The organism is Microcoleus sp. S13C4, from assembly GCF_036700865.1.
Classification (GTDB): Bacteria; Cyanobacteriota; Cyanobacteriia; order Cyanobacteriales; family Microcoleaceae; genus Microcoleus.
In genome coordinates, this window is record NZ_JAUBPS010000042.1 from 1 (window position 1) to 24,338 (window position 24,338).

Sequence of the window (24,338 nt, forward strand, 5' to 3'; positions counted from 1 at the left end):
CTCGACTTTTTTTGACGCTTTTATTGATTTTAACTATTTTACACTTATTCGGATATTTACAAAACCGGGATGCTCCCTAGAAGTTCTGCCTGCCAGACTGCTTTTTTCAATTAACAAATCCCCCAAACACCGCCATACCGTAGTATTTCCAAGGCACTGCAACAGTGTCAAATCTAGCTTTTACCAGCATTTCCAACTGTGCCGAAAGTGTAGCTAGGCGATCGGGATTAGAATAGCCGTAAGAGACACTCGTCCCCACATTTGCGCGAATTTCGGCTAACGTTTCCCCCTGATTTAGCGCCCAATCTTCTCGCGCCGCTTGATAAATATCTTTCATTGCTACTGATTCTGCTAAAAGAGGATCGGCATTCCAAAAACAGCCACCAGCATTTAAACTTTCGCGAGTGCGTTCAAACAATTTCAACTTCATCTCATCCTCAAGATGGTGAATTGCCAGAGACGAAATGCAAGCATTGAAGTTATCGCCCAAGCCTGAGAAATTTGGATTGTTCGCCCATTCTCCAAAATCCATTTCTAGGCCAGTCCACCGGGCTGCGTATCCTGCCGACTCTATTTTGGCGCGGGCAAAATCAAGCATTCGCGGCGAGTAATCGACAGCCACTATTTCCGCAGACGGGTAGCGTTTGAGAACTTTTAAAGTGAGTTCCCCCGTACCGCAGCCGAGTTCTAAAATGCGGTGGTTTGCGCTAGGAATGCAGCCTACTAATACATCCAGCATTTCGTCATATTTAGGTAAAAGTCGCCGAATGCCGCTATCAAAATCGGCAGTATTGACGAAAACTTCTCCCGGAAAAATTTCCTTGTTCGTAGGTGAGACAGTAGAGTCCGAATTCACGATCGCCAACCATAGACTACAATTGCTATCCTAACCGAGATAAAGCAAAAATTGCGTGAAGTAGGGACACCGCACTGCCGTGTCCTTAACGGAGCATCTGTACTTCACTCAACAGAAAATCACTATAAAGTTATGCGTATTCTTACGGATCAGCGAAACACTCGCGGTAAACAATAATTAACCCTCGGTTGCACTCAGAGAGTCTTGCTTTACCCCGGACGCCAGCAAAACAGTCTGAAAAAGCAGTGTTATGTTAGTAGTGCATAAATTCCAATCAAGATTAAACCTCACACTTGAGGATACCATGCGCCAGTTGATTTCTCGAATTCGGGCTGCCATCAGCCAATTAATTTACAAGCGAATTCTCCTTGCGGTGACAATTTTATTTTGTGTAGGTGTAGGAGTAGCGATGGCAAATATGTCTGAGCTTTCCTCCACCTTAATTGCATCGCAAGCACTCCAGAATGCCACCCTTTATGCCCAAGCCATTAAAGAAGCCCGCACCCTTTACAGTTCGGATGTTGTCAATCCTCTTAACACCGCTAAAACAATTAACTTTACCCACGACTACAACCCGACAAAAGTAACAGTTCCCGTACCGGCCACCTTCTTAATAGAACTCGGCAACCATATCACCAAGAAAAATCCCGAAGTATCAGTTCGTCTCTACAGCAACTACCCGTTTCCCTGGCGGAGAAAAGAAGGCGGAGTCCGAGACGATTTTGAAAAGCAAGCTATTACGTATTTGACGCAAAATCCGACACAAAAGTTTTTTCGACGTGAGGACTTTCGTGGCAAACCAGCCTTTCGATATGCAGAAGCAGATATTCTAAGTTCGAGCTGCGTTAACTGTCATAATACTCACCGTGACAGTCCTAAAACTGATTGGAAAGTGGGAGATGTGCGGGGGATCTTAGAAATTACTCAACCTCTCGATACCATAACTCACAATACTAAAACTGAACTTAAAGACCTGTTTTTACTGTTAGTAGGACTTTCCGTTTTAGGAGTGACAGGCTTAAGTGTATCTATCAGCAGGTTGCGCCAAAATGCTAAACAATTAGAACAGCGCGTCAGGGAACGGACGGCACAATTGCAAGAAACTAATGTAGAATTGCTGAAAGAACAGGAAAAGAGCGATCGCCTGCTGCTCAATATTTTACCCGAATCCATTGCTGCCAAGCTAAAAAACGGTCAAAGTAGTATTGCTGACGGCTTCGCAGAAGTCACGATTTTGTTTGCGGATATCGTAGGCTTTACCGTGCTTTCAGCACAAATCTCTCCCGAAGAATTGCTCAAGTTTCTCAACGAAATTTTTTCAGCCTTCGATGGCTTAACGGAAAAGTACGGCTTGGAAAAAATCAAAACAATTGGAGATGCTTACATGGTAGTGGGAGGTTTGCCAAATCCCAGCACCAACCACGCCGAAAGCATTGCGGAAATGGCTTTAGATATGCAGGAGGAATTAGCAAAATTTAATGCCAAACATCATGCAGGAATGAACATTCGCATCGGCATCAATACCGGGCCTGCAATTGCAGGGGTTATTGGCACTAAAAAATTTATTTATGACCTCTGGGGCGATGCCGTCAATACAGCATCCCGCATGGAATCCCACGGGCTTGCCGGCGCGATTCAAGTCACACAATCAACTTACGATATCTTGAGAAATAAGTATCTGTTTGAAGACAGAGGAATTATCCACATCAAAGGCAAGGGCGATATGAATACTTATCTGCTTGCAGGCAGGCGAGTCAGCGCAGTTTCGGTTTAATTTGTTTATTATATTATGAAGGGGTCTGCTAGTTAGTCCGGAGTCATCAGTCATTAGTTGTTAGCCCTTAGCCAAGAACTAACAGTTAATGCCTGCTGGCTTTTGACTGCTGACAATTACAGGAATTACACAGGGGAGGTGAGAACCCGGTTTCTGCGCGGTTGCTTCGTTGACAAACCAAAAATTTATTACGAGAAACCGGATTTATTTTCTTATGTCCTACATTAGCCATTTGCAAAATAGTAAGTTTTATGTTATCGCGGATTTTATCATTCTTGAAATTTTTCAAATCTCGCTTGTCTAGGCAAATAGCTTTGTGGGTATTTGCTAGCATTCTTGTCATAGAGGGAATTATTTTAGTTCCCTCTTATTTTCGGCGAGAAAATGAACTTTTAAGCCAACTGGAACAGGTATCTCGGGCGACTGTTGATTCCCTAGAGTTTTTGCTCCAACAAGATATTTCCGATGGCACTTTCTTGCAAGAAGAAGTAAAAAATATTATTAAGGATTCTCAAGTAGTGTTAGGACTATCTATTTACCAAGCTAACGGTCAACTAATATATACACTTGGCGAACCCCCAGAAATCAGTTTAAAGCAACTAAAAAGATCTCGTATAGTTTACAGTCACAATTTCGATGGCAAGCGCTACGATATTGCTTGGACGGAGCGACATTTTGGAGGCGATTACATCTTAATTGTTCGCCACGATGCTTCCACCGTTCAACCGGAACTCTACGCATTTATCGGGCGGATTGCCGTTCTAGTCATCATTATATCAGCCTTTGTCACTTCTGTGACTATGTTTTTTTTAGGGGTGACAGTAATTTCACCTCTCTTGAGATTGCGCGACGACTTGATCGCTGCCGGAGACGCTTTGAGCAAAGATCGAGAACAACCTGATTTCTACTCTCTGTCTGTCAAGCGTGATGACGAGTTGGGAGAACTCATGGTCGCATTCAATCAAATGTTTCACCGAGTATACAAGGAAATCGCCCAGCGTAAACAAGCTGAGGAAGTATTGCGCGCCGAACAAGAAAAGTCGGAACGTTTATTACTAAATATATTACCGGTAATGATTGCCGATCGCCTAAAACAAGGTCAGATCAATATTGCGGACGGATTTGCCGAGGTTACGGTTTTGTTTGCTGATATTGTGGGCTTTACCGAAATATCTTCGCGCACGTCTCCTGAAGAATTAGTCGAGTTGCTTAACAAAATATTTTCATCTTTCGATCGCTTAAGCGAACAATACGGCTTAGAAAAAATTAAGACGATCGGCGACAATTATATGGTAGCAGGCGGTTTGCCGCTTCCCTGTACAAATCACGCCGAATCTATTGCCGAAATGGCCCTGGAAATGCAGCAAGAAATTATGAAATTCCGCGACGAATGCGGTAAACCTCTCAATATCCGCATTGGCATTAATACTGGCCCTGTTGTAGCAGGTGTCATCGGCACTAAAAAGTTTATTTACGATTTGTGGGGAGATGCTGTGAATACAGCAAGCCGCATGGAATCTCAGGGACTTCCTGGTAAAATTCAAGTTAGCAACTCAACTTATGAGTTGCTGTGCGATAAGTATTTGTTGGAAAAGCGCGGTAAAATTAATGTTAAAGGCAAAGGATCTATGACGACTTATTTGCTCAAAGGCCGAAAATTGTAACTGACAATTTTAACCATCACCCGCGAATACGTGGTATGGCGGCTGACGTGGCAGGGCAGCCGCCCTCGACACCAAACTAGATTTTTTTTTGAACGAACCGCGAAGACGCGAAGGAAGAGAAGAAGAAATAAAAAGTTCATAAGTGAGTAAATATTGCTATATTAAAAGGCGACTTAATATTAGCTGTATGGGTAAAAATGACGGCGAATCACGAACAGAATTCTTCTACTTCACCGATTTGGCAGCCCTTCACGCAAATGAAAACGGCTGCCCCGCCGCTGAAGGTAATTCGCGGCAAAGGATCGGTGCTGGAATTAGCAGATGGGCGGCAAATTCTCGACTGCATTTCTAGTTGGTGGGTTACTGTTCACGGGCACAGCCATCCGGTTCTCGCTGAGGCTCTTTACGAACAAGCCCAAAAGTTAGAACACGTAATCTTTGCCGGATTTACTCACGAACCGGCCGAGAAACTTGCCAGTAAATTGCTAACTCATACGCCTGCTTCTTTAACGCGGATTTTCTTTTCTGATAACGGTTCGACTGCTGTTGAAGTTGCTCTGAAAATGGCATTTCAATATTGGCGCAATCTCGGAGAAACTAACCGCACTAGCTTTATTAGTTTTGAGGGAGGTTATCACGGCGATACTGTGGGCGCGATGTCTGCTGGCAGAAGTTCGCTGTGGTGGGAATCTTTTGCACCTTTAATGTTTGCTGGGGATGTTGTTCCTTTTCCGGCGACTTTTGACGGCGATGAGGAGGTGGAAAGCAAAGAGGCGGCGAGTTTAGAGAAATTGGAGTTTTTCTTAAAGCAGGGCGGCTATGCGGGAATCTTTATCGAACCTTTGGTGCAAGGTGCCGGGGGAATGCGAATGTGCCGCCCTGAGTTTTTGCAGGATCTCGCACAACTTGCCCGCCAGTTTAATGTATTGTTGATTTACGATGAAGTAATGACGGGTTTTGGGCGCACGGGCGAACTGTTTGCCTCGATTAAATCTGGAACTTCACCGGATATCCTGTGTTTGTCTAAAGGATTGTCTGGCGGCTGTTTGCCAATTGCTGTCACAATGGCATCGGAGGATATTTATCAAGCTTTCTGGCGAGATGAACCGGACAAAGCTTTTTTTCACAGTCATTCTTACACTGGAAATCCTTTAGCTTGTGCGGTGAGTGTAGCATCCTTGGAGCTTTTGGAGCAAAACCCAAATGTGTATCAAGGGATGGAAAAATTGCACCGCCAATACCTGAATCAATGGCTGAGAAATCATCCTAAACTCGAACGGATTCGGACTTGCGGCACCATCGCAGCAATGGATGTGAAAACCGAAAGCGTTTCCGGTTATTTTAATGACATCGCTCCTGTATTGAAAGCCAAATTTCTCGAAGCGGGGTTTTTGCTCCGCCCCTTGGGAAATACGCTTTACTTGATGCCTCCCTACTGCATTTCTCCTGATGAACTAGAATCGATTTATCGGGTAATTCGTCAGGTTTTGGATACTCTGTAAACCCTTTAATTTTAGTAATGAATTTACCCAATTGGAACGATTTGGCTGACGACGCGCTGGCGGGCAAATGTCTCTCTCGCGAGCAATCTTTAGCCGTATTGCGCGCACCGGATGAGGTTTTGCTGGAACAACTAAACGCAGCTTATCGGGTGCGCCGCCACTACTGGGGAAACCGAGTCAGGCTGCACTATTTGTTAAATGCTCAAAGCGGTCTTTGTCCTGAAGATTGCCATTATTGTTCTCAGTCCAAAATTTCGACTGCGGAAATTGAGAAATATCCGCTTTTAGCTAAGGAGAAAATTCTGGATGCCGCCCAACGCGCCGCAGATTTAAAAGCAGGTACGTTTTGTTTGGTGATTTCGGGCCGCCAACCTAGCGCATCTACTTTCGATCGCGTTTTGGATGCTGTTGAAACTGTGAAGGCAAATTATAACCTGAAAATTTGCGCTTGTTTGGGATTGTTGAGTGAGGAGCAAACTCATCGGCTGGCTAAAGCTGGAGTCGATCGCGTAAATCACAATCTCAATACTTCCGAATCATATCACTCGGACATTTGCACGACTCACACTTTTGGCGATCGGGTTGAAACCGTCGAACACGTAAAAGCAGCGGGAATCACAACTTGTTCCGGCGGAATTTTGGGGATGGGCGAATCGGATGATGATGCGATCGATTTAGCGCTTTCGCTTCGCAAGTTGGGCGTTACTAGCGTGCCGGTCAACTTTTTCATTCCGATTCCCGGTACGCCATTTGCAGATGTGAACAGGTTAACTCCCCGCCAATGTTTGCGAATTCTCTGTTTGTTCCGATTTTTGCTTCCCAGTCAAGAAATTCGGATTGCTGGGGGACGGGAGGTGCATTTGCGATCGCTGCAACCTCTCGGACTCTACCCCGCTAATTCTATTTTTGTTGGCGATTATCTGACAACTCCCGGACAAGCTGCCCATCAAGATTGGGAGATGATTCGAGATGCGGGATTTGCGATCGAATCCCCCGAAGGTTCTCTCTTAGAAGTTGATTCAGCAGTTACCAAATCCGAACAAAAAACTCTGGCTGTTTAACTCTTATACCAGTTTTCTATCGGATGAAATAGAGTAGGACACGGCCGTGCCGTGTCCCTACCCAATATCTATATTTTACGTTTACGCATGGGCGGATAGAAACCGGGATTCTGACGTAGCAAATGCGTCATCCGTAAGTTCTTAGATTGTAGCCATAAACCCTTATTCTACCGTTAACATTCTTCAATCTAAAATCTAAAATCTAAAATCTGAAATCATACAAGGGGGGGGAATTGTGGACAAACGCGAAGAAATTACGATCGCAGAATACCAGCTAACTGCCGAATCTTTCCGAGAAGGAACTTGGCATCACGACGTATCTCAAAATCGAGCCGCACTGACGGCTGCTATGCCCCGCAATCCCGGTAAAATTCTCGATATAGGATGCGGCCCGGGACGAGATTTAGTAGCGTTCAAGAGCCAAGGACACACAGTTGTAGGCTTAGATGCAACTCCGGCTTTTGTAAAAATAGCTAAGAAGTTATCGGGATGCGAAGTTTGGCAGCAATCTTTTCTGAATCTCGACTTGCCAGAGGCAGAATTTGACGGTATTTTTGCCAATGCTTCCCTGATTCACGTTCCCAGCGACGAGATGGTGAAAGTGCTGCAAGATTTGCACAAAGCCTTAGTTGTTAACGGTGCAATTGTCATGTCAATGTGCCGGGGAAATTGGGAGGGATACGACGAGCGACCAACGGGAAAACGCTATACTGCCGGATGGGAATATCATACTTTAGCACCTTGTTTAGAACAAGCGGGATTTGCCATTGTCAATCACTACTATCGCCCCCCCAGCTTACCGCGCGAAGCTCAATCTTGGGTAATAATAGTGGGCAAAAAAATCTAACGTAAATTGGAAATAGGCAATCGGTAATTGCAAATCATTCCCCTCTCTTACTCTGCGTACTCTGCGCCCTCTGCGTTTAAAGAAAAAAACTACTTTACAACCAATTGACAGAAAATTGTTGTATAATAATCCCCAGTCAAATAAACCAATTTTTGCACCCTTAAATCAAAATTGATATGACAGAGAAATTCCACATTTTTTTAGCTGGTGCTAGTCGAGGAGTCGGCTTAGAAATCGCGAAATGTCTGACAGCACAAAAGATGCAAGTAACTGCACTTTTGCGATCGCCCGCCACCAGCACCGAATTAGAAGCAATGGGCATCAAAGTCGTGACTGGCGATGCTTTGGATGCAGCAGCTATGGAAGCTGCGATGGCTGGCGGCGATCCAATTCATGCCGTAATCAGCACAATTGGCGGCTTGCCAAAAGATGGAGAAAGAGCCGATTATTTGGGAAACAAAAACTTGATTGAGGCGGCTGTCAAAGCAGGCGTGCAAAAATTTATTTTAGTTTCATCCATCGGTAGCGGTAACAGTGCCGCTGCTTTGCAACCGCAAGTTTTGGAAACTTTGGGCCCGGTCTTAATTGAGAAAGAAAAAGCCGAAAATCATTTGATAGCAAGCGGGATGATTTATACAGTGATTCGTCCGGGCGGACTCAAATCGGAACCTGCAACAGGCAACGGTATTTTAACAGAAGATTGTCTAGTTGCTGGAACTATTCACCGGGCGGATGTAGCACAGCTAGTTTGTCAGTGTTTAGTTTCTGATGCTGCTAACAATAAAGTTTTGTCGGCTGTAGACAGGCAAATGCTTTACGGCAATCCCGAATTTGAGGTATTAACTTTCTAGTGGCGGGTTTAGCGCAAAAATAAGCTGTCTCCCATCTAAATTGAACATTTGTGAAACAGGCATCTTGCCTGTTCCTAAAAATGCTGCGCCCGCCCGACAGGAAAAGTGAACATTTGTGGAACAGGCATCTTGCCTGTTCCTAAAAATGCTGCAAGATTTGGCACTCAAGAATCAAAAGGCTTAATCCACGATCGCCCGATCGCCCAATCCAAAACCAAACCCGCGATCGCAAACAATACCACACTCTCGGCACCGCGAACCGCAAACGGCAATAACTCGTGTAGGGCGGGCATCTTCCCGGGATCAAAAAACAATCCAGCATCCAATTGTCCAAAAGCCCGCACCAACCCAAAAGCCAACACCGCACCAGATTTAAGCTGCGGGTTAACATCTCGGCGAATCGCATAGCGGTAAGTCACGCCGAACAAAAAACCGCCCAAAAGTGCGATCGTCCCTCTGAAGGCAAAATTCAGGTCAATTTCCCTTACCTGCAAACTCGCCAGAGAATCCAACCTATCCGCTAGAATTAAGCTATTACCCAGGGCGATCGCCCCAAAACCCAGCAAACAAGACAAAGCAGCAACACTCCCTGCCTTCAAAGATTCTACCCGTTCAGCGGCACTAAAATTTGACGAGTCCTTCACGGCGCCCTCATTCTTAAAATGGCTCAAATTGACTTATCATAAGGTTTGGAGTCACTTTGTACAGTTTGTTCAATAAATAGCTATGGATATTTTGTCACTCGGTTGGGTTTCGGTGCTAGTTCTGTTCTCCTTCTCAATTTCAATGGTCATTTGGGGACGCAACGGTTTCTAGATTCCAGAATAGCTTGCGGGGCAAGCTTTTTAACTGCCCCGCATTTTTTTGAAATCCTATTTAACCAAATCAAAATAACAGGAGTTGTAAACATGACAGCAAAAAAAATATTAATGCTAGTCGGCGACTTTGTAGAAGACTACGAAGTAATGGTTCCCTTCCAAGCACTGCAAATGGTAGGTCACACCGTGCACGCCATCTGCCCGGACAAAGCGGCAGGCCAAACAATTCGCACCGCTATTCACGACTTTGAAGGCGATCAAACCTACAGCGAAAAACCCGGTCACAACTTCACTTTAAACGCGACTTTTGACGAAATCAACCCGGCCGACTACGACGCTTTGATTATCCCGGGAGGACGCGCCCCAGAATACATCCGCCTCAACGAACAAGTGCTGCAAATTACCCGCTACTTTGCCAACAGCAAAAAGCCGATCGCATCTATTTGTCACGGCTTACAGGTTCTAACCGCCGCAGGCGTACTCGAAGGCAAACGCTGCACCGCATACCCCGCTTGCAGCCCTGACGTACTCCGGGCCGGCGGCAAATATACAGAAGTTCCAGTTACCGAAGCTGTAGTCGATGGCAATTTAGTCACCGCCCCCGCGTGGCCAGCACATCCTAACTGGCTGGCTGAATTCCTGAAAGTTTTGGGAACTAAGATCGAACATTCAGAGAAAGTCGAAGTGTGACTATTTTCACCGTCAAAGTTAAACCGCATTCCAAACAGCAAAGCATCGAAGAGCAACCCGACGGCAGCCTCACAATACATCTCAAGTCGCCGCCAGTCGAGGGTAAAGCGAATCAAGAATTAATCATGCTGTTGGCGAAAAAGTTTAAAGTGCCGAAATCTGCGATCGGCATTAAATCCGGTTTTTCCTCCCGAAATAAACTTGTGGAAATTCCCATGGAACCTTTAACTTAGAAAGAAACCTAATAACAAATCTCTCTAAAGAGGGATACAGACTCAACTTTAAACTCCTATATTAATAGTTGTAGAGTTAGAATAAAAAAATATGAGCATTGAAAATAGAGTCGAAGCAACAGCAAAGAATATTGAAGGCAAAATCCAAGAAGCTGTTAGCGAAGTTACAGGCAATCAGAAAGATAAATTAGAAGGTCAAGCCAAGCAAGACCAAGCATCAGCAATTCACTTGAAAGAAGACCTCAAAGATAAAGCAAAAGAAATTGTAGACCGAGCTTAGTAACTGTATTCGCTACAATTTTCCTGCCTACTAAATCCCGCAAACATATCGTTTGCGGGATTTTTCTTATAATCAGCCTAAATCATTTGTACCAATATGTATGGGCGGGTTTTACCAACCATAATTGCCAAAAACTAACCATCTCATAAACCCGCCCCCACCCAGCCCTAAATTCCGAAAATTGAATTTAACGGTTGGGCGACGATGCTTAATCGGGGTTATTCGTTGGGTGGGAACGGGTTTATCAACATTATGGGTGCGTGGCAAAATTCATCGGCGAACCGCCCCTACAGATTCTAGTAATTCATAATGCAAAAGCATTAATTTTGTGGCGGGAATTGTTTCCACTGCATAAGTTGTGCCATCTTGATGAGAAAATTTTACCTCAAAAGCACTGCCATCAAATTCCATCACAACTGTTCCTACTTGTCCTTTATATAATTTAATGATTTGTTTTGTTTCAAAATGGGTTACTTCTAAATCTTCAGTTAAAGCAACAATATCTAGGTCTTTAATTGTTTTCATTGTTTTTACCTCAATTTTTGAGGGGATAACAACTTGTTAATCTGGGGAAAACTTCACCTGAGCGGACGATCCAAGCTGCTAGAATCAGAGATTCACCTACTTCGGTTTTCAACAGCAAGAATTTCATGTTGTAATGTGTTCCGTATTCATTGTTTTTTTGAATAACAACATCTTCGTGGATAGCAGCTTCTTTTAAAGCCTGTTTGAGCATTTCAGCATTTTTTAGGGTAATGCCTAACTTACTGGCAAACAAAACAGCTTTATTTTTTCCTTCTTGATGATTCGGATTTAGAGAATATTATTCTATTTTATTGCCTAAATCTGCTACATGACCCCTTGGGCAGTTTCACTATTAATAACTGTTTTTGAAGGACAAAATAGAATATTAGTCGGCTACAATAATCGACTTTTACTCATATGTCAATTATATCGTCTTTGAGTTGGGGGCGGGTTTATCAAAATTATTGAGGGGTGGTAAAATTCATGGGTGAACGCTCCCCTACAGATTCTCCTTTTTGGCCCAATCCCTGCGCTACGCAGGGCGAAGATGCTGTTTGGCGAAGATGCTTTTTGGTAAATTCCCTGTTTTGCCGATGCCCAATTCCCCATGCCAATAAAAAAGCTAGGGATGGATATCCCCAGCTCGAAACATAGCACAATTAGTTGTTCGAGTTGGTAGGGCGATGTTTCAGAATCGACCCCACCCACTTTTACCCAAATTAAATCAGGGTAATGTCAGCAGCCGTCACGTTCGGTCTGCCATTCAGATTTGCCAGCGTAACGCCTGTGTCAGGACCAGCAGTACCGTCCGAGTCAAATCCTAGTCGTCCGGTTCCATTTTCATAAAAGAGGAACGGCTGTGACGCGCTCGCTCCGGCTGGACCAAACTGGCCAGTGTAAGCACCGCTCTCAAGCACCAAGAACGACCTCGAAGAAAGTCGATTCGTACCTTCGACGGCACTCAATCCGGGGAAGCTGTTGAATTGCAAGATAAACTTGTCTTGACCGACCACAAAATCGCCGATTTGGTCTGGCCCACTACCCAATGTGCCGCCCTCGCCGAAGTTGTTGTAGTAGAAGCTGTCATTACCCGATCCACCAAGCAGCGTGTCAGTACCAGGCCCCCCACCGAGAGAGTCGTTACCGTCACCGCCAATCAAATAGTCGTTCCCAAAGCCGCCCAGCATCGTGTCGTTCCCGCCGCCAGCATTTAAGGTATCGTCCCCGAATGTTGTGTTGGATGTATCGCCGAACAGTATGTCATCCCCGTTACCAGTAGTTATGACATCAGTGCCGTTGCCACCAATAATGAAGTTGCTGCCTAAGGTATCGGTAATCAAGTTGGCAACTGTGCCGGTAAAGGTGACGCTGCTAGCGTAGGAGATGAAGTCGTTACCGGCAACGTTGCCAATCACACGATCGCGCGAGCTGCCAAAGATGATGGTGTCACTTCCCTCGCTACCGTTCATGAGGTTGGTGACGGTGAAGCTGCTGCCAGTAGTAGGATTGGTGTAGCCAATTAACAGATCGTTGCCCAGCCCGCCTTCGAGAGTAATCAAAGCAGTACCAGTAGCATTACCAAAAAAGGCCTTGGTAGCATCGATACTATCGTTGCCATCTCCACCGGCTGCATTAGTAAAGGTACCGCTCAGGCTGTCGTTGCCATCGCCGCCGATCATCGTATCGCTGGAGAAGGCAGCGACGATCGTGTCATTGCCTACTCCGCCGTCGAGCAAGTTGCGACCCGCGAAGCCCGGAAATGAACTGGAGGCGCCTACGCTCGAAATTACATTGGGCACGGACGCCGACACGATGAAGTCGTCGCCTGCACCTCCCAACGCAGTATCAGAAGTGGCAAAAACGTTGATCGTGTCGTTACCGTCGGCACCGTCAAAGAAGTTTCGGCCGCCGCCAAAGTCGCCGATCGCGCCGTTGAGAGAATCGTTGCCGCCACCGCCAATCAAGGTGGTTCTCTCAATGCCGATCGTAATGACGGAGGAGGTAAATGGGCTGCTTTGCGTACTGTTCGTAATGAATAAGATGTCGTCGTCATTATCGCCCGACAGGTAGCTGTTGCTGGCCACACCTCTTAGGGTATCGTTGCCTTTACCGCCAAAGAGAGTGTCTCTTACATTGATACCTACAACCAAGTCGTCGCCATTATCACCCCGCAAGTAGTTGCTGCCTTCATTGCCAGCGAAGCCAATACCCAAACCACCCTCTAAAGAGAGGTTGTTGCCACCGCCTGCGATGAAGAAGCCGATCGCGTCATTACCCTTGCCACCGTAGAGGGAGTCTCTTCTCTGCGCCCCTCCCAGCAGCGTATCTTCGTCCTGATTACCAAAAATCAGGTTAGCTTCGACTGTACCTTGGAGGAAGTCTGCTCCCTCGCCGCCGGCTATGGTAGCCTGGGCTTCGGCGACTATGGTGTCCGAGCCTGCGTCGCCAAACAGCAAAGCCGGAGTGCGCTGAGATCTGATTGAATCTTCGTCGTCGCCACCGTATATGGTATCGTTCGGACCAACTGAAATCAGAGTATCGTTATCGGCTTGGCCAAATATTAAGCTGCCGCCCAGGGTGGAAGTTCTAACGAAATCCGCCCCAGCTCCGGCCAATACTGTATCCGGGCCTAGTCCCGGAAGGTTTAAATCTAGTTGATTAGGATTGTCATCTAACGTTGTCATAAAGCTTCACTCCTCTACTTGTTGGTCATCGCTGGTGCGACTACAGACACTGCCTAGAACACCGAATGTTTGGATTCCGCTGTAGTTTAACCTGTTTGCCAGCCGCAAGTCTAGCCTACTGGCGTTAACCCTGTCTAGACTTTCTCCCTCGCGGATTTTTTGCTTGTAAGCTTTTATTTTCAAAGTCTTCACCCTTTAATAATCCTGGTGCACTGTCTCAGGTGCTCACGCTCCATAAGACGCGGCTCATATTCTTAATGTTCCATTCTGGATTGGCGGTCGGGGATCGCGTCCTGGGGAGGAAATTAAAGATTAAAAAAGGCAGATCTGGGTGATCGGGAAGACAAGGGAAATTGGGAGATTTGTTACTTGGTAACAAGGCTTTGTGGCAATTTCCGGTTTTCCAGGTAGGGCCGTCATTTAATAATTCTGGCCCGGATTGAACTCCGTACCGCTCCGGGCTTTAAAAGTCTACGCCCCGCTTTAGTTCTACGCCCCGATCGCCGTAGTGTTTGTGACAGTATACCTCGGAGTGTACGCTTGCCAAGTCAAAGTAAGCATGGGGTTTGTGGCAGCGCCCGGTGATAATAATTTCTGTATCCCGCGGCTTGCGTAGCAGGGCTTCTACGATCGGCTCTACCGGCAGCAGTTCTAAGTCTACTGTGGGATTGAGTTCGTCGAGAATAATCGTTTTGTACCAGCCGCTGGCGATCGCACATTTGGCGATTTCCCAGCCGCGTTCTGCTTCTATGCAGTCTAGCTCTTGCTGTTGCCCCCGCCAAACTATAGCATCTCGGCCGCACCGCTGGTGGTCTACTAGCTGCGGATAGCTTTGGCGCAAAGCTGCGATCGCCGCATCTTCTGTATAACCCGTGCCACCTTTTAGCCACTGCACGATTAACACCCGGTGAGATTGGTCTTGACTGATACCCCTACCTATTGCCTGCAAAGCTTTGCCCAAAGCGCTCGTAGACTTGCCTTTCCCCGCTCCCGTGTATATTTCGATACCGGAAATATGATGCTCTGCCGCTGCGGGGTGATAGTGGGGTTTCATTTCTGAGTGTAAGTCGGCAATCTCCAGCAAAGCTTCCGGGGCCGCTCGGCCTGTGGCGATGACTTCTAAATATTCTGGTTTGTTTTTGAGGGTTTGGACTACTTCGTCAACTGGCAGCAAACCCAAGTCCAATACGGGGTTTAGTTCGTCTAGCACTACGACGGAATAAAGTTCGCTGGCGATCGCTCCTTTGGCGATATCCCATCCTCGCTGAGCTTCGGCGCGATCGAAGCGGGTGATTGCTTCGGCCCCAAAATATTCGGCTCTGCCAGTACGCACTTGGTCGATCAAGTGGGGAAATGCCCGTTGCAAGGCTTCTATTGCCCCGTCTTCGTCGTAGGAGCGGCCGGGGCCTTTGAGAAAGCGCAGCAACAAGACTCGCGTGGGCGAGTCAGAATTAATACCCAGCCCGATCGACCGCAACACTACTCCCAAAGCTGCCTGAGACTTGCCTTTACCAGCGCCGTCGTAGACGTGAATCTGACCCGCGGCGCGTTCCGACCGGGATGAGGCTGTCCGAATACCAATGCCATTCCTTACCATAATCAGCAGTTGTTTGAGTCTGTAGCGGGGTGGGTATTCGATCGCGCGCCTTGAATGTTTAATTTTTCCATTCTGTTGGCGGATCTCAACAGATTATACGATAACTTCTAACCCCCAATCTTTTAAGCAGCGAGCTAAAGCAATCAGGTACTCAAACCTCCGGTTAAGATTATTCCGCTTGTGCTGTACAATTAAAATTTAACACGGACTGATATACCTAAAGGCTTATGATTGCGAGTGTTTTCCCATTTCGGACTGTTTTGGTGCAAATTTTAATTATGTTTTTGGCGATCGCGATCGAATCGTGGTTTTTGCAAAAACTACTTAAACTCGGCCCCAAAACTAGCATTGAATATACAGCCATCCTCAATCTATCTTGCACTTGCGTAGGCTGGTTAGTTTTCTTCGGCATTGAAAGCGTTCTTACCAAAGATTTGCGGGAACAGCTTATCGGTTATATTTTATTAGGTAGAGGCGATAATGTTTACGCTCCAATAACTATGATAGCCCTCTCAGTATTAGCAGTAACTTTTCTAGCTAAATGGCAGGGATTAGAATTCATAGATAACATGGTTTCCGGCAATAAAAAAGCTTCCAAACCTCAGTTTTTAGGACCACCAACCCTCACCCGCCGTCCTCCCAAAAAAACTTTTCAAGTAACTACCCAGTTTGGGGGAATTTTAATCGCCCACACTGTTAGCAATGTCGTTATTTTAACCGTGTTGTTTTTGCAAAGCGCCTATTGAAATTTATGATGAAGCAATTTTTAGATGTCACTCAGCAACTCACTAAACTGACGAACAACTTTTGGGAAACCAATAAAAAAATCCAAAAGGCGATGATTCCGCCTAAAGTTGTTCACTGGAAGACTCCTTTACTGCTCAGCATCTTTTTAGCTTTGCTGACAGTGGCGGCAGTCACTGACTGGCGGACGAGAACTTTGCTTTTTGATATGAGCTGGTTATTTTTTACACTTTCAATGGGTTTGCTGACCAGCCAGCAACCTTTTGTGATTAAAGGAGTAAGTCTGAGTCCGTGGGTGACAAGCATTTTAATTGGGTTGTGGTTGCTGGTAAGATTGCCGTCGGATAGGAAGGAAATAGCATGGATATCCGGCCCACTTATAGCAGTAGTAGTTCTTGCGACAATAGAGATTTGGAATAGCGAGTCAAAACGGGAAGGTATCAGGTCGTTGGTGCGCCCTCAGTTTTTGATGATTACTCTAGTTCACCTGCTGTTTTCCTGTTGGTTTGCTTTTCACTTTTTAATTCAAGGTTGGATAAAACAGTATCCCAGCGTTTTATCTCAGGATTTGAGGAAAAGCGATTATGTGGTGACATTTCAACAGCCAACTATTAATCGTTCCCGAGGAGTTGTCATCCTCAATGCAATGGAGCGATACCTGCAAAATGAAGCCCGAACAAAACCGTGGGCGCAGGTAGAGCAAATGTTAATAGATATTGACAATGAGCGATTTTTTCTACGGAATCAAGCTTTAAAAACAACTGGGATAGTCCCAGAAGATGCGAGCTGGGATGTCAAAACTTCGATCGTCCAAGGAGCGTCCCGCTATCAGTTAGAGATGCAGGCAACTTGGCTGGGATTGGTTTTTAGACCGGAAATATATTCGTTTACAAAATCTTGCGAGGTGTTCGAGATAGGAAATAGGGCGACTGTAACCTGCGATGCGATCAAACGCTCTCAACCCGGACAGAAAAAAGATGGAACGGCGGGGGACAGTCAAGTTTGATTCTGTCTCTGTTAACTAATTGCGATCGGTATAGCGGGAGAGGGGGAGAGTCGGAGAGTGGGAGCGTCTGAGAGTCTGAGAGGGAAAAAATCTTCACATCGATCCTCTTCCCTCTTCCTTCTTTTTACTCTGAGCGAAGCCGAAGAGCCTTCTTCCTTCTTCCTTCTTCCTTCTTCCCTCTTCCTTCTTCCTTACCTAAAATATGGCGAAATTTTTCAGCGGGTTAATAACTAGATGAATTTGAGAAGAATCTTGACAGTCGCGACCAATGTATTTTGGGAAGTAATTCGCGATCGCATCCTTTACTTAATTATTATTTTTGCTCTGTTGATGGGCGCGTCCGTACGGTTGATACCGGAATTGGCGGCGACAACCGAAAAGAAAATTATCTTAGATATCGGTTTGGCTGCTATGAGCCTCCTCGGTCTAATTGCCACAGTCTTTGTGGCTACCGGATTGGTCAACAAAGAAATTGAAAAGCGGACTGTTTATCTCTTAGTTGCTAAGCCGATAAGTCGGGCGGAGTTAATTGTGGGCAAGCACTTAGGGCTATCGGCGGTGCTGGCGGTGCTTGTAGCAGCAATGACTGTTATCTATCTGGCTATTCTGAGTTTGAGCCGCGTTCCTTTCCCTTTAGAAAGCATTTTAATCGCTTCGTTGTTTGTCTGGTTTGAGCTGTGTCTAATGGCCGGTGTCGGGATTTTATTTGGGGTTTTTAGCAGTTCGCTGCTGGCAACTTTACTGACATTTGGCGTTTATTTGATGGGACATTCGACGCGGGATTTAGTGGCTTTGGGCAAGTTAACTAAAAATCCTGGAATTGAACAATTGATGATGGGACTTTATTTGGTTTTGCCGGATTTAGCCCGATTCAATTTGAGAAACGATGCTGTTTACGGACAAGTTCCTTACTTGGCAGGTTTGATTACAGATGCTGGCTACGGTTTGATGTATGTGGTGCTGCTGTTGTCAATTGCGATCGCCATATTTTCCCGCCGGGAATTTTAAACAGTTCGCAGCATCGGACTTTAGTCCTAGGATTGAGAGGACTAAAGTCCGATGCTGTGAACCACTTTTATAATCGAATTAGCGCGCTAAGATATAGACAAGGTTATCGATCGCCCATCTCGACTAAAACTCAAACTTTTATTGGTAAAATGAGGTGACTTATGACTACTGTAATTCACAAACCGATATCGCAGCTCAAGATTACTTGGCCACTGCTACCGGATGATTTTATCCTACCAGACGAGCAGGTGGAAAATATAGAACATCCTTTAATCTCTAACGGTTTGCGCCAGTCTGTAGTGGAGTCCCCCGAACTAATGGAAGACGCACTCATAGTTTCTAATTTTGCTTTGTGCGCTGCTGTGGACGATCGCACTATTTGCAAAGCCCCAGACTGGATGTACGTGCAGCCAGTTCAACCTTGGCCTCACAACTATCCCCGCCGCAGTTACACGCCTCATACCGAAGGAACAGTCCCTTTGGTAGTGATGGAATTTCTATCAGCTACTTACGGCGACGAATACTCTGTGGAACACACAGAAGAAATCGGCAAGTGGTTTTTTTACGAACAAGTAATCAAAGTTCCTCGCTATGTCATTTTTCGACCGCATACAGGCAGAATAGAAGTTTATGCGCTTGAATCAGAGCGTTATGAAAATCAAAATCCTGATGAAAACAGCCGTTATTTAATACCTGGATTAAATCTCTTTTTGGGAGTGTGGCAGGGAACTCGCGAAGGTAGAACAGGATATTGGCTGCGCTGGTGGACGGCGGGCGGAGAACTGCTTTTGTGGCCGGAAGAAAGGGAAGAAAATGAACGCCAGCGAGCCGATCGCCAACAGCAAGACAAAGAGTTAGCCGAGACGCTGCTGGGACAGGAAAGACAGCGAAATCAAGAACTTTTGGCTCGATTGGCAGCCCTCGGTATCGATCCAGAATAGCATTAGAAGTCCGATGGAAGTCGGAAAAAGGAACAGGTTGGAGGGAAAAAGGGAACCCGATCGAGATATGCTTTCCTCATCCTTCTTTCTTGAGTTTGCTTTCTTACTTCTCTGTTTTTAACAAAAAGTTGAAATTATGTTAGTAGAAAAACTCCAACAATTACAAGATATTTTCGCACAGATGGAACGGGCTTTGATTGCCTACTCCGGCGGAATTGACAGCACTTTGGTAGCAAAAATCGCTTTTGATGTGTTGGGCGATCGCGCTTTGGCAGTGACGGCTGTTTCGCCGTCTTTACTGCCAGAAGATTTAGAAGATGCACGGATTCAAGCAGCAGAAATTGGCCTTGCCCACCAGGAAGTAGAAACTCAGGAAATGGCAAATCCAAATTACACTTCTAACCCGGTTAACCGCTGCTATTTCTGCAAAAGCGAACTGCACGATACTTTGAAACCGCTAGCACTAGCAAAGGGTTATCCTTATGTGGTGGACGGGGTTAATGCTGACGATTTAAAGGATTACCGTCCCGGAATTCAGGCTGCGAAGGAACGCGGCGCGCGATCGCCTTTAGCAGAAGTAGGAATTACTAAGTTTGAAGTGCGGCAATTGGCAAAAGAATTGGGTTTGCCTTGGTGGGACAAACCGGCTCAACCTTGTTTGAGTTCGCGCTTTCCTTACGGCGAAGAAATCACTGTTGGAAAGTTGCAAAGAGTGGGGCGCGCTGAACGCTATTTGCGACAGTTGGGACTGAAAAATTTGCGAGTGCGATCGGATGGAGATACGGCGCGCATTGAGTTGCCTGCTGAGGAGATTCAGGAGTTTGTGGTAAATACGGATTTGCCTGCATTGGTGGCGGTGTTTCAAGAGTTTGGTTTTATGTACGCGACTTTGGATTTGGAGGGGTTTCGCAGTGGCAAATTAAATCAGGTTTTGCAGCCGGAGTTGTTGGGGGGAAAAGGTTGATTAATTATCCTGAAAAGACGATCGCAATTTCGCTAAATTTGCATAAATTCTGACTGCTGATTAAAGGAATAGTATAAACTAAACTAGGAGCAAGAGTAGCAGTAAGTTTTATGAAAGTTAAATTTAGGTTATTTGCCGTCGTGTTGGCTTTGTTGTTGTCGGCTTACGTCCCCTTTCGGGTTTTAGCTAACCCGCAACCTTCGGGAGATACAGTTAGTTCTGCCCTGTGGTGGCAAGTTGCTGTGTACAATCAGGTACAACAAATTAAAGAACGGCAATATCAAGGGTGTGTGTGGGGCGATTCTATTTCCTCGGCTCTGGGAGACTCTTTGGGAGCAGAAAATTTTAATTTTGCCATCGGAGGGATGAGTTCAGTTTCGCTGCTAGAACAGCTTAAACTTTTAGTACCGCAGCGGTTTACCTGCGAAAAAGCGATTGTGGCGATCGGCACAAATGATGCTATGTACGGCATTAGCGACGAGCAGTTTGTCAGCAATTTGAAACAGGCGATCGCCGTGATGCGATCGCTCGGAACCAAACAGATTATTCTGATTCCTGCTTTTTACTCAACTCTTGCTGCTAGCTACAATCCTAAATTTGCAGGAACAATTGCCAGAGTAGACGAAATTAATGTTCTCATCGATAAAGTAGCGGCAGACGAAAATATTCCTGTGGAATCTAGTGGCATACAAGCATTGTTTAAGGAAAAAGCTCTCAATGCAGATTTAACAATAGACGGGGTTCATCTCAATGCCAAAGGTTTAGATATATACAGAAAAGTTTTGTTAAATATTGTGCATCCTCCCTTAACAACTCGCAATTTTTATGAAATAATATAGCAATCCGATCTGAGTCTCACAACACAACGCCCTCTTGTCTTCCTAGACTTCTTGTATAGCAAGACTTTCAGATTTTACAGAGCTAGAAAATAACTTAGGATTGCTATATGTGTTTAAATTCCTTGGGGACTTTAATCGTGTGTTTGGAACTCAACGACCTCAACCAATTTTTTTGCAGGGAGGACTGAAGTCCTCACTACAAACTTATAAGGGTTATTTTACCTGACTAGATATCAAGGAGTAGTTGTCGTAGTTTGTGGCTGAATTTGCTGCGGCTGCTGATTTTGGAGCTGAAGTTGCTGCTGTTGAATCAGAAGCTGCTGATTCTGAAGATCTATTTGCCGCTGTCTGTCTTCAAGTTGCAGTCTTCTGTCTTCTGCTTGCTGCAATCTATCTTGACGCTGTATCTCTCTTTCTAGCTGTCTGTCTTCACGCTGCTCTTGTCTGTCTTGACGTTGTTCGCGAATCTGTCTGAGTTGATTCTTACGCTCGAAATCCCCTCCCAAAAATAAGTTTTGAAAAGCGTTGATAGTTGCTTGAAACCCAGTAAAAACGCCGGTAACAGCGCTGATCCCCGTTGCAGCTCCTGCGATCGGCTGCAAGAAACTGTTGATATTGTCTGCTACCCTAGCATAGCCCGATCGCGCTACTAGAATCACATCGTTGTTGCGAAGAGTTGGGTTATTATTAGGATTCAACCCTTGAGCAAAATCCACCTCTATCGTGCGGCGAGACACAGTACCGTTGGGGTTCAAACGCAATAGTTCTACCTTGTCTTTTTTAGCCCGCAATTGATTGAAACTGCCTGCGGTGAGCAAAGCTTGGTGCAGGGATGTACTAGGCCGCACCTGCAAAGCCCCAGGTCTAATTACTTCTCCTACAATATTGATGCTAATCGCGTTCGGAGAAAAACTGCTATTTGCGACTTGAGAAACTTCAGCTAAGTCTACATTAGCTGCCGTCGGGATAATGACGCTATCTCCTTCTTGGAGCAAAATATCTTGAGTTGCGTCGCCTTTTTGCAGCAAATCCCACAGATTTACCATGATAGTTTGTTCGTTGCCACCTCTGACTCGGCGGCGGATTTGCACGCGGCGAATGTCAGCTTCTGTAGTGATACCACCAGCAATTTTCAGTGCTCTAGTTATTGTTGGTAAGCCTACAACTGCTCCTTGCTGTTGGTCGATAGATACAAAACTCAACTCTGTTTGTTGGTTGCTCGATCGCACATCCGAAGCAAATACAGTATAAGGCCCCGGTCGGTTCACTTCCCCGACAATTACCACGCCAATTGGTTTAGTAATATCAGCGGAAAAATTAGCACTGGCTCTTTGACGGACTTCTTGAGTATTAAGGGCACTTGCTGTGGGTACAAAAATTGTATCTCCATCTCGAATGGTGACATCTTGACGCAAATTTCCCGTCTCTAAAAAATCCTGCAAATCAACAGTCGTAACTTGCTCCGGCCCGCCTCTGCGGGGACGGCGAATTTGGACATTTCGCATATCTCCTGCTGATGTCACGCCTTTTGCAAGTTGCAGCATTTCCATCAAAGTCGGGAATTTTACTCCTCCTCCTTCTCTAGTGGGATTAATCTTGTAGGAACCGGGGCGAGTAACTTCGCCGGCAAGACCTATATTTAGGGGGCGGGCGACGATCACAGTCACGGTAACAACAGGAACATTGATGAAGGGTTCGTATCGCTTGGTAATCACGTTAGCGGCTTGTTGCAGCGTCAACCCTTGAATTGAGACGCTGCCAATGATTGGCAAATTGAGCGTCCCGTCAACTAACACTTGATATTCCTTGCTGAATTCAGGGACGCCGAAGATATCTAAAGCAATGCGATCGCCCGACCCTAAAGTATAAGCTGCTTCTTGTGTCAGCGAACCAAGATTGCCGATCGGCGGCAAACTCGAACCCGGAGGTGGCGGCGGCGGTACTCTCGGTTGGTTTGGATTCCTAGCGGGCGCAGGATTTCTGATGGCAGGCAACTGAGCTCTACTGGGTAGCGAACTCAATAGCACCAGGAGTGCTGACAAACTCAGACTTGTAGCGGTTTGAACGGTATGTTTCATCTTTCTTCCCTGGTTGCAGCCTGCCAATGAACAAGAGCAATTTAGCTAGTTGATTTTAGTTTATTTTCCCTGCTGTCAAGTGTAGCCTCGGTTCGCTGCAAAATCCACAGGTGGAATCATAAAAATTGTGCGATCGCACTTAACTATTTTGCCCCTTCTTTGTAAAGAAAGTGTAAAGCCCGCCAACTGTTCTCAGGATTAGGATCTCGTTTGATCACAACTCTTCGTACATAACTCGGGATACAAATCAACCCGCCACAGAAAGGAGATAGGAAAAAAACACCCTAATTTGAGGTAAAATATTAGATAATTCTATCTGCGGGACAAAGACAAGTGTCACTAAAATTGGATAAAGTAATTCCCTGGGGACGCTGCTTGGATGAATACATAGGAATGTTTAGCTTGACATCAAGTGACCTCAACCTAGCAATTCTTGATTGTGCGGGCGGCCCGGCGAGTTTCAATGCCGAAATGACTCGCCAAGGTAAAAAGGTAATTTCTTGCGATCCTGTTTATCAGTTTACTGCGGGGGAAATTGGCGATCGCATCCAAGAAACATATCAAACTGTGATTGATGCTGTTAAGGCAAATGTAGACGGCTACCTGTGGAATAATTTTGAATCGCCGTACCAGCTAGGCGAAGTGCGAATGAAGGCGATGCAGGAATTTTTAGAAGATTTTCCATCAGGCTTGCAGCAAGGCCGCTACCTGAATGCTGAGCTGCCAGTTTTGCCTTTCGAGAACGGCCAATTCGATTTAGCTTTGTGCAGCCATTTCTTATTTGCTTATTCTCACCTGCTTTCCGAAGAATTTCATCTGGAAGCAATTACAGAAATGTGTCGTGTTGCGAAGGAAGTCCGGGTATTCCCTCTATTGCAGAGTTTTAGCGGGGAGGAATCCGATCACTTAAACCCGATTCTCACAGAATTGAAAAAGAGAAGTTTTAGTGTAGAAATTCAAGAGGCTCCCTATGAGTTTCAAAAAGGCGGGAATAAGATGCTGCGAGTTAGGGGGCGAATGTAATTCGCGGCTCTACAAACTTTCGTCCGCGCCACGCGGAATGAAATAAAAATATGGTGAGTAGACTTATTTCCTAAATCTGAGAACCGCAGTTTAACGCAGATGCCTTTGAAGATATTTGGCGACTTTTTCAAGATATCGATAAAAAGCTCGATCGCGTACCTGATTTTGAATACATGGCAAAATCCCCTGTAAAACTTAAAACACGATCGCACCCTATAACTCCTTGCCAAATCTACCATCCATCTGCGTCGATCTGCGTGCATCTGCGGTTTAAAAAAAAATCTCATCAATAGCTTCGCAAAAAATCCACTTAACAAACTTTGATATAATATTACATCTAGAAGCAAAACTCA

Annotated in this window: 23 protein-coding genes and 1 pseudogene; 17 read left to right on the forward strand and 7 right to left on the reverse strand. The window is 45.6% G+C overall.

Features of this window, described 5'->3' with window-relative positions:
• Positions 1 to 106: 106 nt before the first annotated feature.
• A complete protein-coding gene (locus QT996_RS18045) occupies positions 107 to 856 on the reverse strand; it encodes a methyltransferase domain-containing protein (protein WP_333048092.1) in 750 nt (249 codons plus the stop codon).
• A 304-nt stretch (positions 857 to 1,160) separates the two neighbouring features.
• Between QT996_RS18045 and QT996_RS18050 the strand changes: the two genes are divergently transcribed.
• The 6 genes from QT996_RS18050 (at position 1,161) to QT996_RS18075 (ending at position 8,555) form a co-directional block, all read left to right on the forward strand.
• Entirely contained in the window at positions 1,161 to 2,630 is a 1,470-nt protein-coding gene (locus tag QT996_RS18050; RefSeq protein WP_333048162.1) for an adenylate/guanylate cyclase domain-containing protein, read from the forward strand.
• A gap of 251 nt (positions 2,631 to 2,881) precedes the next feature.
• On the forward strand, positions 2,882 to 4,294 hold the full coding sequence (locus QT996_RS18055) for an adenylate/guanylate cyclase domain-containing protein (protein WP_333048093.1): 1,413 nt from the start codon (positions 2,882 to 2,884) through the stop codon (positions 4,292 to 4,294).
• 197 nt (positions 4,295 to 4,491) lie between these two features.
• Positions 4,492 to 5,796 carry an adenosylmethionine--8-amino-7-oxononanoate transaminase gene (gene bioA / locus QT996_RS18060; protein WP_333048094.1) on the forward strand — a complete coding sequence of 435 codons (1,305 nt, stop codon included), beginning with the start codon at positions 4,492 to 4,494 and terminating at the stop codon, positions 5,794 to 5,796.
• Between the two features lie 17 nt (positions 5,797 to 5,813).
• A complete protein-coding gene (gene bioB, locus QT996_RS18065) occupies positions 5,814 to 6,857 on the forward strand; it encodes a biotin synthase BioB (protein WP_333048096.1) in 1,044 nt (347 codons plus the stop codon).
• Positions 6,858 to 7,092: 235 nt separating this feature from the next.
• Positions 7,093 to 7,704 carry a methyltransferase domain-containing protein gene (locus QT996_RS18070; protein WP_333048097.1) on the forward strand — a complete coding sequence of 204 codons (612 nt, stop codon included), beginning with the start codon at positions 7,093 to 7,095 and terminating at the stop codon, positions 7,702 to 7,704.
• A gap of 176 nt (positions 7,705 to 7,880) precedes the next feature.
• Positions 7,881 to 8,555 (forward strand): SDR family oxidoreductase, encoded by a 675-nt coding sequence (locus QT996_RS18075; RefSeq protein ID WP_333048098.1) that lies wholly within the window; start codon positions 7,881 to 7,883, stop codon positions 8,553 to 8,555.
• A gap of 164 nt (positions 8,556 to 8,719) precedes the next feature.
• Here the strand turns inward: QT996_RS18075 and QT996_RS18080 are convergent, their stop codons facing one another.
• Positions 8,720 to 9,199 (reverse strand): hypothetical protein, encoded by a 480-nt coding sequence (locus QT996_RS18080; RefSeq protein ID WP_333048099.1) that lies wholly within the window; start codon positions 9,197 to 9,199, stop codon positions 8,720 to 8,722.
• Between the two features lie 82 nt (positions 9,200 to 9,281).
• Between QT996_RS18080 and petN the strand changes: the two genes are divergently transcribed.
• From petN to QT996_RS18100, 4 genes are all read left to right on the forward strand, one after another.
• Positions 9,282 to 9,371, forward strand: coding sequence for a cytochrome b6-f complex subunit PetN (gene petN, locus QT996_RS18085; RefSeq protein ID WP_071883976.1), 90 nt, complete (start codon positions 9,282 to 9,284; stop codon positions 9,369 to 9,371).
• Positions 9,372 to 9,463: 92 nt separating this feature from the next.
• A complete protein-coding gene (locus tag QT996_RS18090; RefSeq protein WP_333048100.1) occupies positions 9,464 to 10,063 on the forward strand; it encodes a DJ-1/PfpI family protein in 600 nt (199 codons plus the stop codon).
• Complete coding sequence (locus QT996_RS18095; protein WP_333048101.1) at positions 10,060 to 10,296, forward strand: DUF167 domain-containing protein; 237 nt, start codon at positions 10,060 to 10,062, stop codon at positions 10,294 to 10,296. The genes QT996_RS18090 and QT996_RS18095 overlap by 4 nt, the downstream gene beginning before the upstream one ends.
• A gap of 91 nt (positions 10,297 to 10,387) precedes the next feature.
• A complete protein-coding gene (locus QT996_RS18100; RefSeq protein WP_333048102.1) occupies positions 10,388 to 10,576 on the forward strand; it encodes a CsbD family protein in 189 nt (62 codons plus the stop codon).
• Between the two features lie 270 nt (positions 10,577 to 10,846).
• Here the strand turns inward: QT996_RS18100 and QT996_RS18105 are convergent, their stop codons facing one another.
• The 4 genes and pseudogenes from QT996_RS18105 to QT996_RS18120 all read right to left on the reverse strand — a co-directional run bounded on the left by QT996_RS18105 (position 10,847) and on the right by QT996_RS18120 (position 15,382).
• Positions 10,847 to 11,101: a DUF4926 domain-containing protein gene (locus tag QT996_RS18105; RefSeq protein WP_333048103.1), complete on the reverse strand. Its 255-nt coding sequence runs from the start codon at positions 11,099 to 11,101 to the stop codon at positions 10,847 to 10,849.
• Between the two features lie 10 nt (positions 11,102 to 11,111).
• Positions 11,112 to 11,387, reverse strand: a pseudogene (locus QT996_RS18110) (DUF6883 domain-containing protein); the annotation flags it as partial.
• 433 nt (positions 11,388 to 11,820) lie between these two features.
• A complete protein-coding gene (locus QT996_RS18115; protein ID WP_333048104.1) occupies positions 11,821 to 13,785 on the reverse strand; it encodes a calcium-binding protein in 1,965 nt (654 codons plus the stop codon).
• A 463-nt stretch (positions 13,786 to 14,248) separates the two neighbouring features.
• A complete protein-coding gene (locus QT996_RS18120) occupies positions 14,249 to 15,382 on the reverse strand; it encodes a cob(I)yrinic acid a,c-diamide adenosyltransferase (RefSeq protein ID WP_333039380.1) in 1,134 nt (377 codons plus the stop codon).
• Positions 15,383 to 15,609: 227 nt separating this feature from the next.
• Between QT996_RS18120 and fraC the strand changes: the two genes are divergently transcribed.
• The 6 genes from fraC to QT996_RS18150 all read left to right on the forward strand — a co-directional run bounded on the left by fraC (position 15,610) and on the right by QT996_RS18150 (position 20,884).
• Entirely contained in the window at positions 15,610 to 16,128 is a 519-nt protein-coding gene (gene fraC / locus QT996_RS18125; RefSeq protein WP_333048106.1) for a filament integrity protein FraC, read from the forward strand.
• 5 nt (positions 16,129 to 16,133) lie between these two features.
• Complete coding sequence (locus tag QT996_RS18130) at positions 16,134 to 17,132, forward strand: DUF5357 family protein (protein ID WP_333048107.1); 999 nt, start codon at positions 16,134 to 16,136, stop codon at positions 17,130 to 17,132.
• A 234-nt stretch (positions 17,133 to 17,366) separates the two neighbouring features.
• A complete protein-coding gene (locus tag QT996_RS18135) occupies positions 17,367 to 18,140 on the forward strand; it encodes an ABC transporter permease (protein ID WP_333048109.1) in 774 nt (257 codons plus the stop codon).
• Positions 18,141 to 18,301: 161 nt separating this feature from the next.
• Positions 18,302 to 19,081 carry a Uma2 family endonuclease gene (locus QT996_RS18140; RefSeq protein ID WP_333048110.1) on the forward strand — a complete coding sequence of 260 codons (780 nt, stop codon included), beginning with the start codon at positions 18,302 to 18,304 and terminating at the stop codon, positions 19,079 to 19,081.
• 136 nt (positions 19,082 to 19,217) lie between these two features.
• The gene (gene larE / locus QT996_RS18145) at positions 19,218 to 20,045 is read left to right on the forward strand and encodes an ATP-dependent sacrificial sulfur transferase LarE (RefSeq protein ID WP_333048111.1); all 828 of its coding nucleotides are present in this window, start codon (positions 19,218 to 19,220) and stop codon (positions 20,043 to 20,045) included.
• A 110-nt stretch (positions 20,046 to 20,155) separates the two neighbouring features.
• Complete coding sequence (locus QT996_RS18150) at positions 20,156 to 20,884, forward strand: SGNH/GDSL hydrolase family protein (RefSeq protein WP_333048113.1); 729 nt, start codon at positions 20,156 to 20,158, stop codon at positions 20,882 to 20,884.
• 233 nt (positions 20,885 to 21,117) lie between these two features.
• Here QT996_RS18150 and QT996_RS18155 read toward each other — a convergent pair whose 3' ends face one another.
• Positions 21,118 to 22,962, reverse strand: coding sequence for a polysaccharide biosynthesis/export family protein (locus QT996_RS18155; RefSeq protein ID WP_333048114.1), 1,845 nt, complete (start codon positions 22,960 to 22,962; stop codon positions 21,118 to 21,120).
• Between the two features lie 333 nt (positions 22,963 to 23,295).
• Here QT996_RS18155 and QT996_RS18160 point away from each other — a divergent pair, with 333 nt between their 5' ends.
• Positions 23,296 to 23,985 (forward strand): class I SAM-dependent methyltransferase, encoded by a 690-nt coding sequence (locus tag QT996_RS18160; RefSeq protein ID WP_333048115.1) that lies wholly within the window; start codon positions 23,296 to 23,298, stop codon positions 23,983 to 23,985.
• The last annotated feature ends 353 nt before the right edge of the window (positions 23,986 to 24,338 follow it).

Excerpts from the sequence above, each read along its gene's own strand:
- QT996_RS18050 (WP_333048162.1), top strand. The coding sequence starts at position 1,161 with ATGCGCCAGTTGATTTCTCGAATTCGGGCTGCCATCAGCCAATTAATT.
- QT996_RS18055 (WP_333048093.1), top strand. The coding sequence starts at position 2,882 with ATGTTATCGCGGATTTTATCATTCTTGAAATTTTTCAAATCTCGCTTG.
- bioA (WP_333048094.1), top strand. The coding sequence starts at position 4,492 with ATGACGGCGAATCACGAACAGAATTCTTCTACTTCACCGATTTGGCAG.
- bioB (WP_333048096.1), top strand. The coding sequence starts at position 5,814 with ATGAATTTACCCAATTGGAACGATTTGGCTGACGACGCGCTGGCGGGC.
- QT996_RS18075 (WP_333048098.1), top strand. The coding sequence starts at position 7,881 with ATGACAGAGAAATTCCACATTTTTTTAGCTGGTGCTAGTCGAGGAGTC.
- petN (WP_071883976.1), top strand. The coding sequence starts at position 9,282 with ATGGATATTTTGTCACTCGGTTGGGTTTCGGTGCTAGTTCTGTTCTCC.
- QT996_RS18090 (WP_333048100.1), top strand. The coding sequence starts at position 9,464 with ATGACAGCAAAAAAAATATTAATGCTAGTCGGCGACTTTGTAGAAGAC.
- QT996_RS18100 (WP_333048102.1), top strand. The coding sequence starts at position 10,388 with ATGAGCATTGAAAATAGAGTCGAAGCAACAGCAAAGAATATTGAAGGC.
- QT996_RS18105 (WP_333048103.1), bottom strand. The coding sequence starts at position 11,101 with ATGAAAACAATTAAAGACCTAGATATTGTTGCTTTAACTGAAGATTTA.
- QT996_RS18115 (WP_333048104.1), bottom strand. The coding sequence starts at position 13,785 with ATGACAACGTTAGATGACAATCCTAATCAACTAGATTTAAACCTTCCG.
- QT996_RS18120 (WP_333039380.1), bottom strand. The coding sequence starts at position 15,382 with ATGGTAAGGAATGGCATTGGTATTCGGACAGCCTCATCCCGGTCGGAA.
- fraC (WP_333048106.1), top strand. The coding sequence starts at position 15,610 with ATGATTGCGAGTGTTTTCCCATTTCGGACTGTTTTGGTGCAAATTTTA.
- QT996_RS18130 (WP_333048107.1), top strand. The coding sequence starts at position 16,134 with ATGATGAAGCAATTTTTAGATGTCACTCAGCAACTCACTAAACTGACG.
- QT996_RS18135 (WP_333048109.1), top strand. The coding sequence starts at position 17,367 with ATGAATTTGAGAAGAATCTTGACAGTCGCGACCAATGTATTTTGGGAA.
- QT996_RS18140 (WP_333048110.1), top strand. The coding sequence starts at position 18,302 with ATGACTACTGTAATTCACAAACCGATATCGCAGCTCAAGATTACTTGG.
- larE (WP_333048111.1), top strand. The coding sequence starts at position 19,218 with ATGTTAGTAGAAAAACTCCAACAATTACAAGATATTTTCGCACAGATG.
- QT996_RS18150 (WP_333048113.1), top strand. The coding sequence starts at position 20,156 with ATGAAAGTTAAATTTAGGTTATTTGCCGTCGTGTTGGCTTTGTTGTTG.
- QT996_RS18155 (WP_333048114.1), bottom strand. The coding sequence starts at position 22,962 with ATGAAACATACCGTTCAAACCGCTACAAGTCTGAGTTTGTCAGCACTC.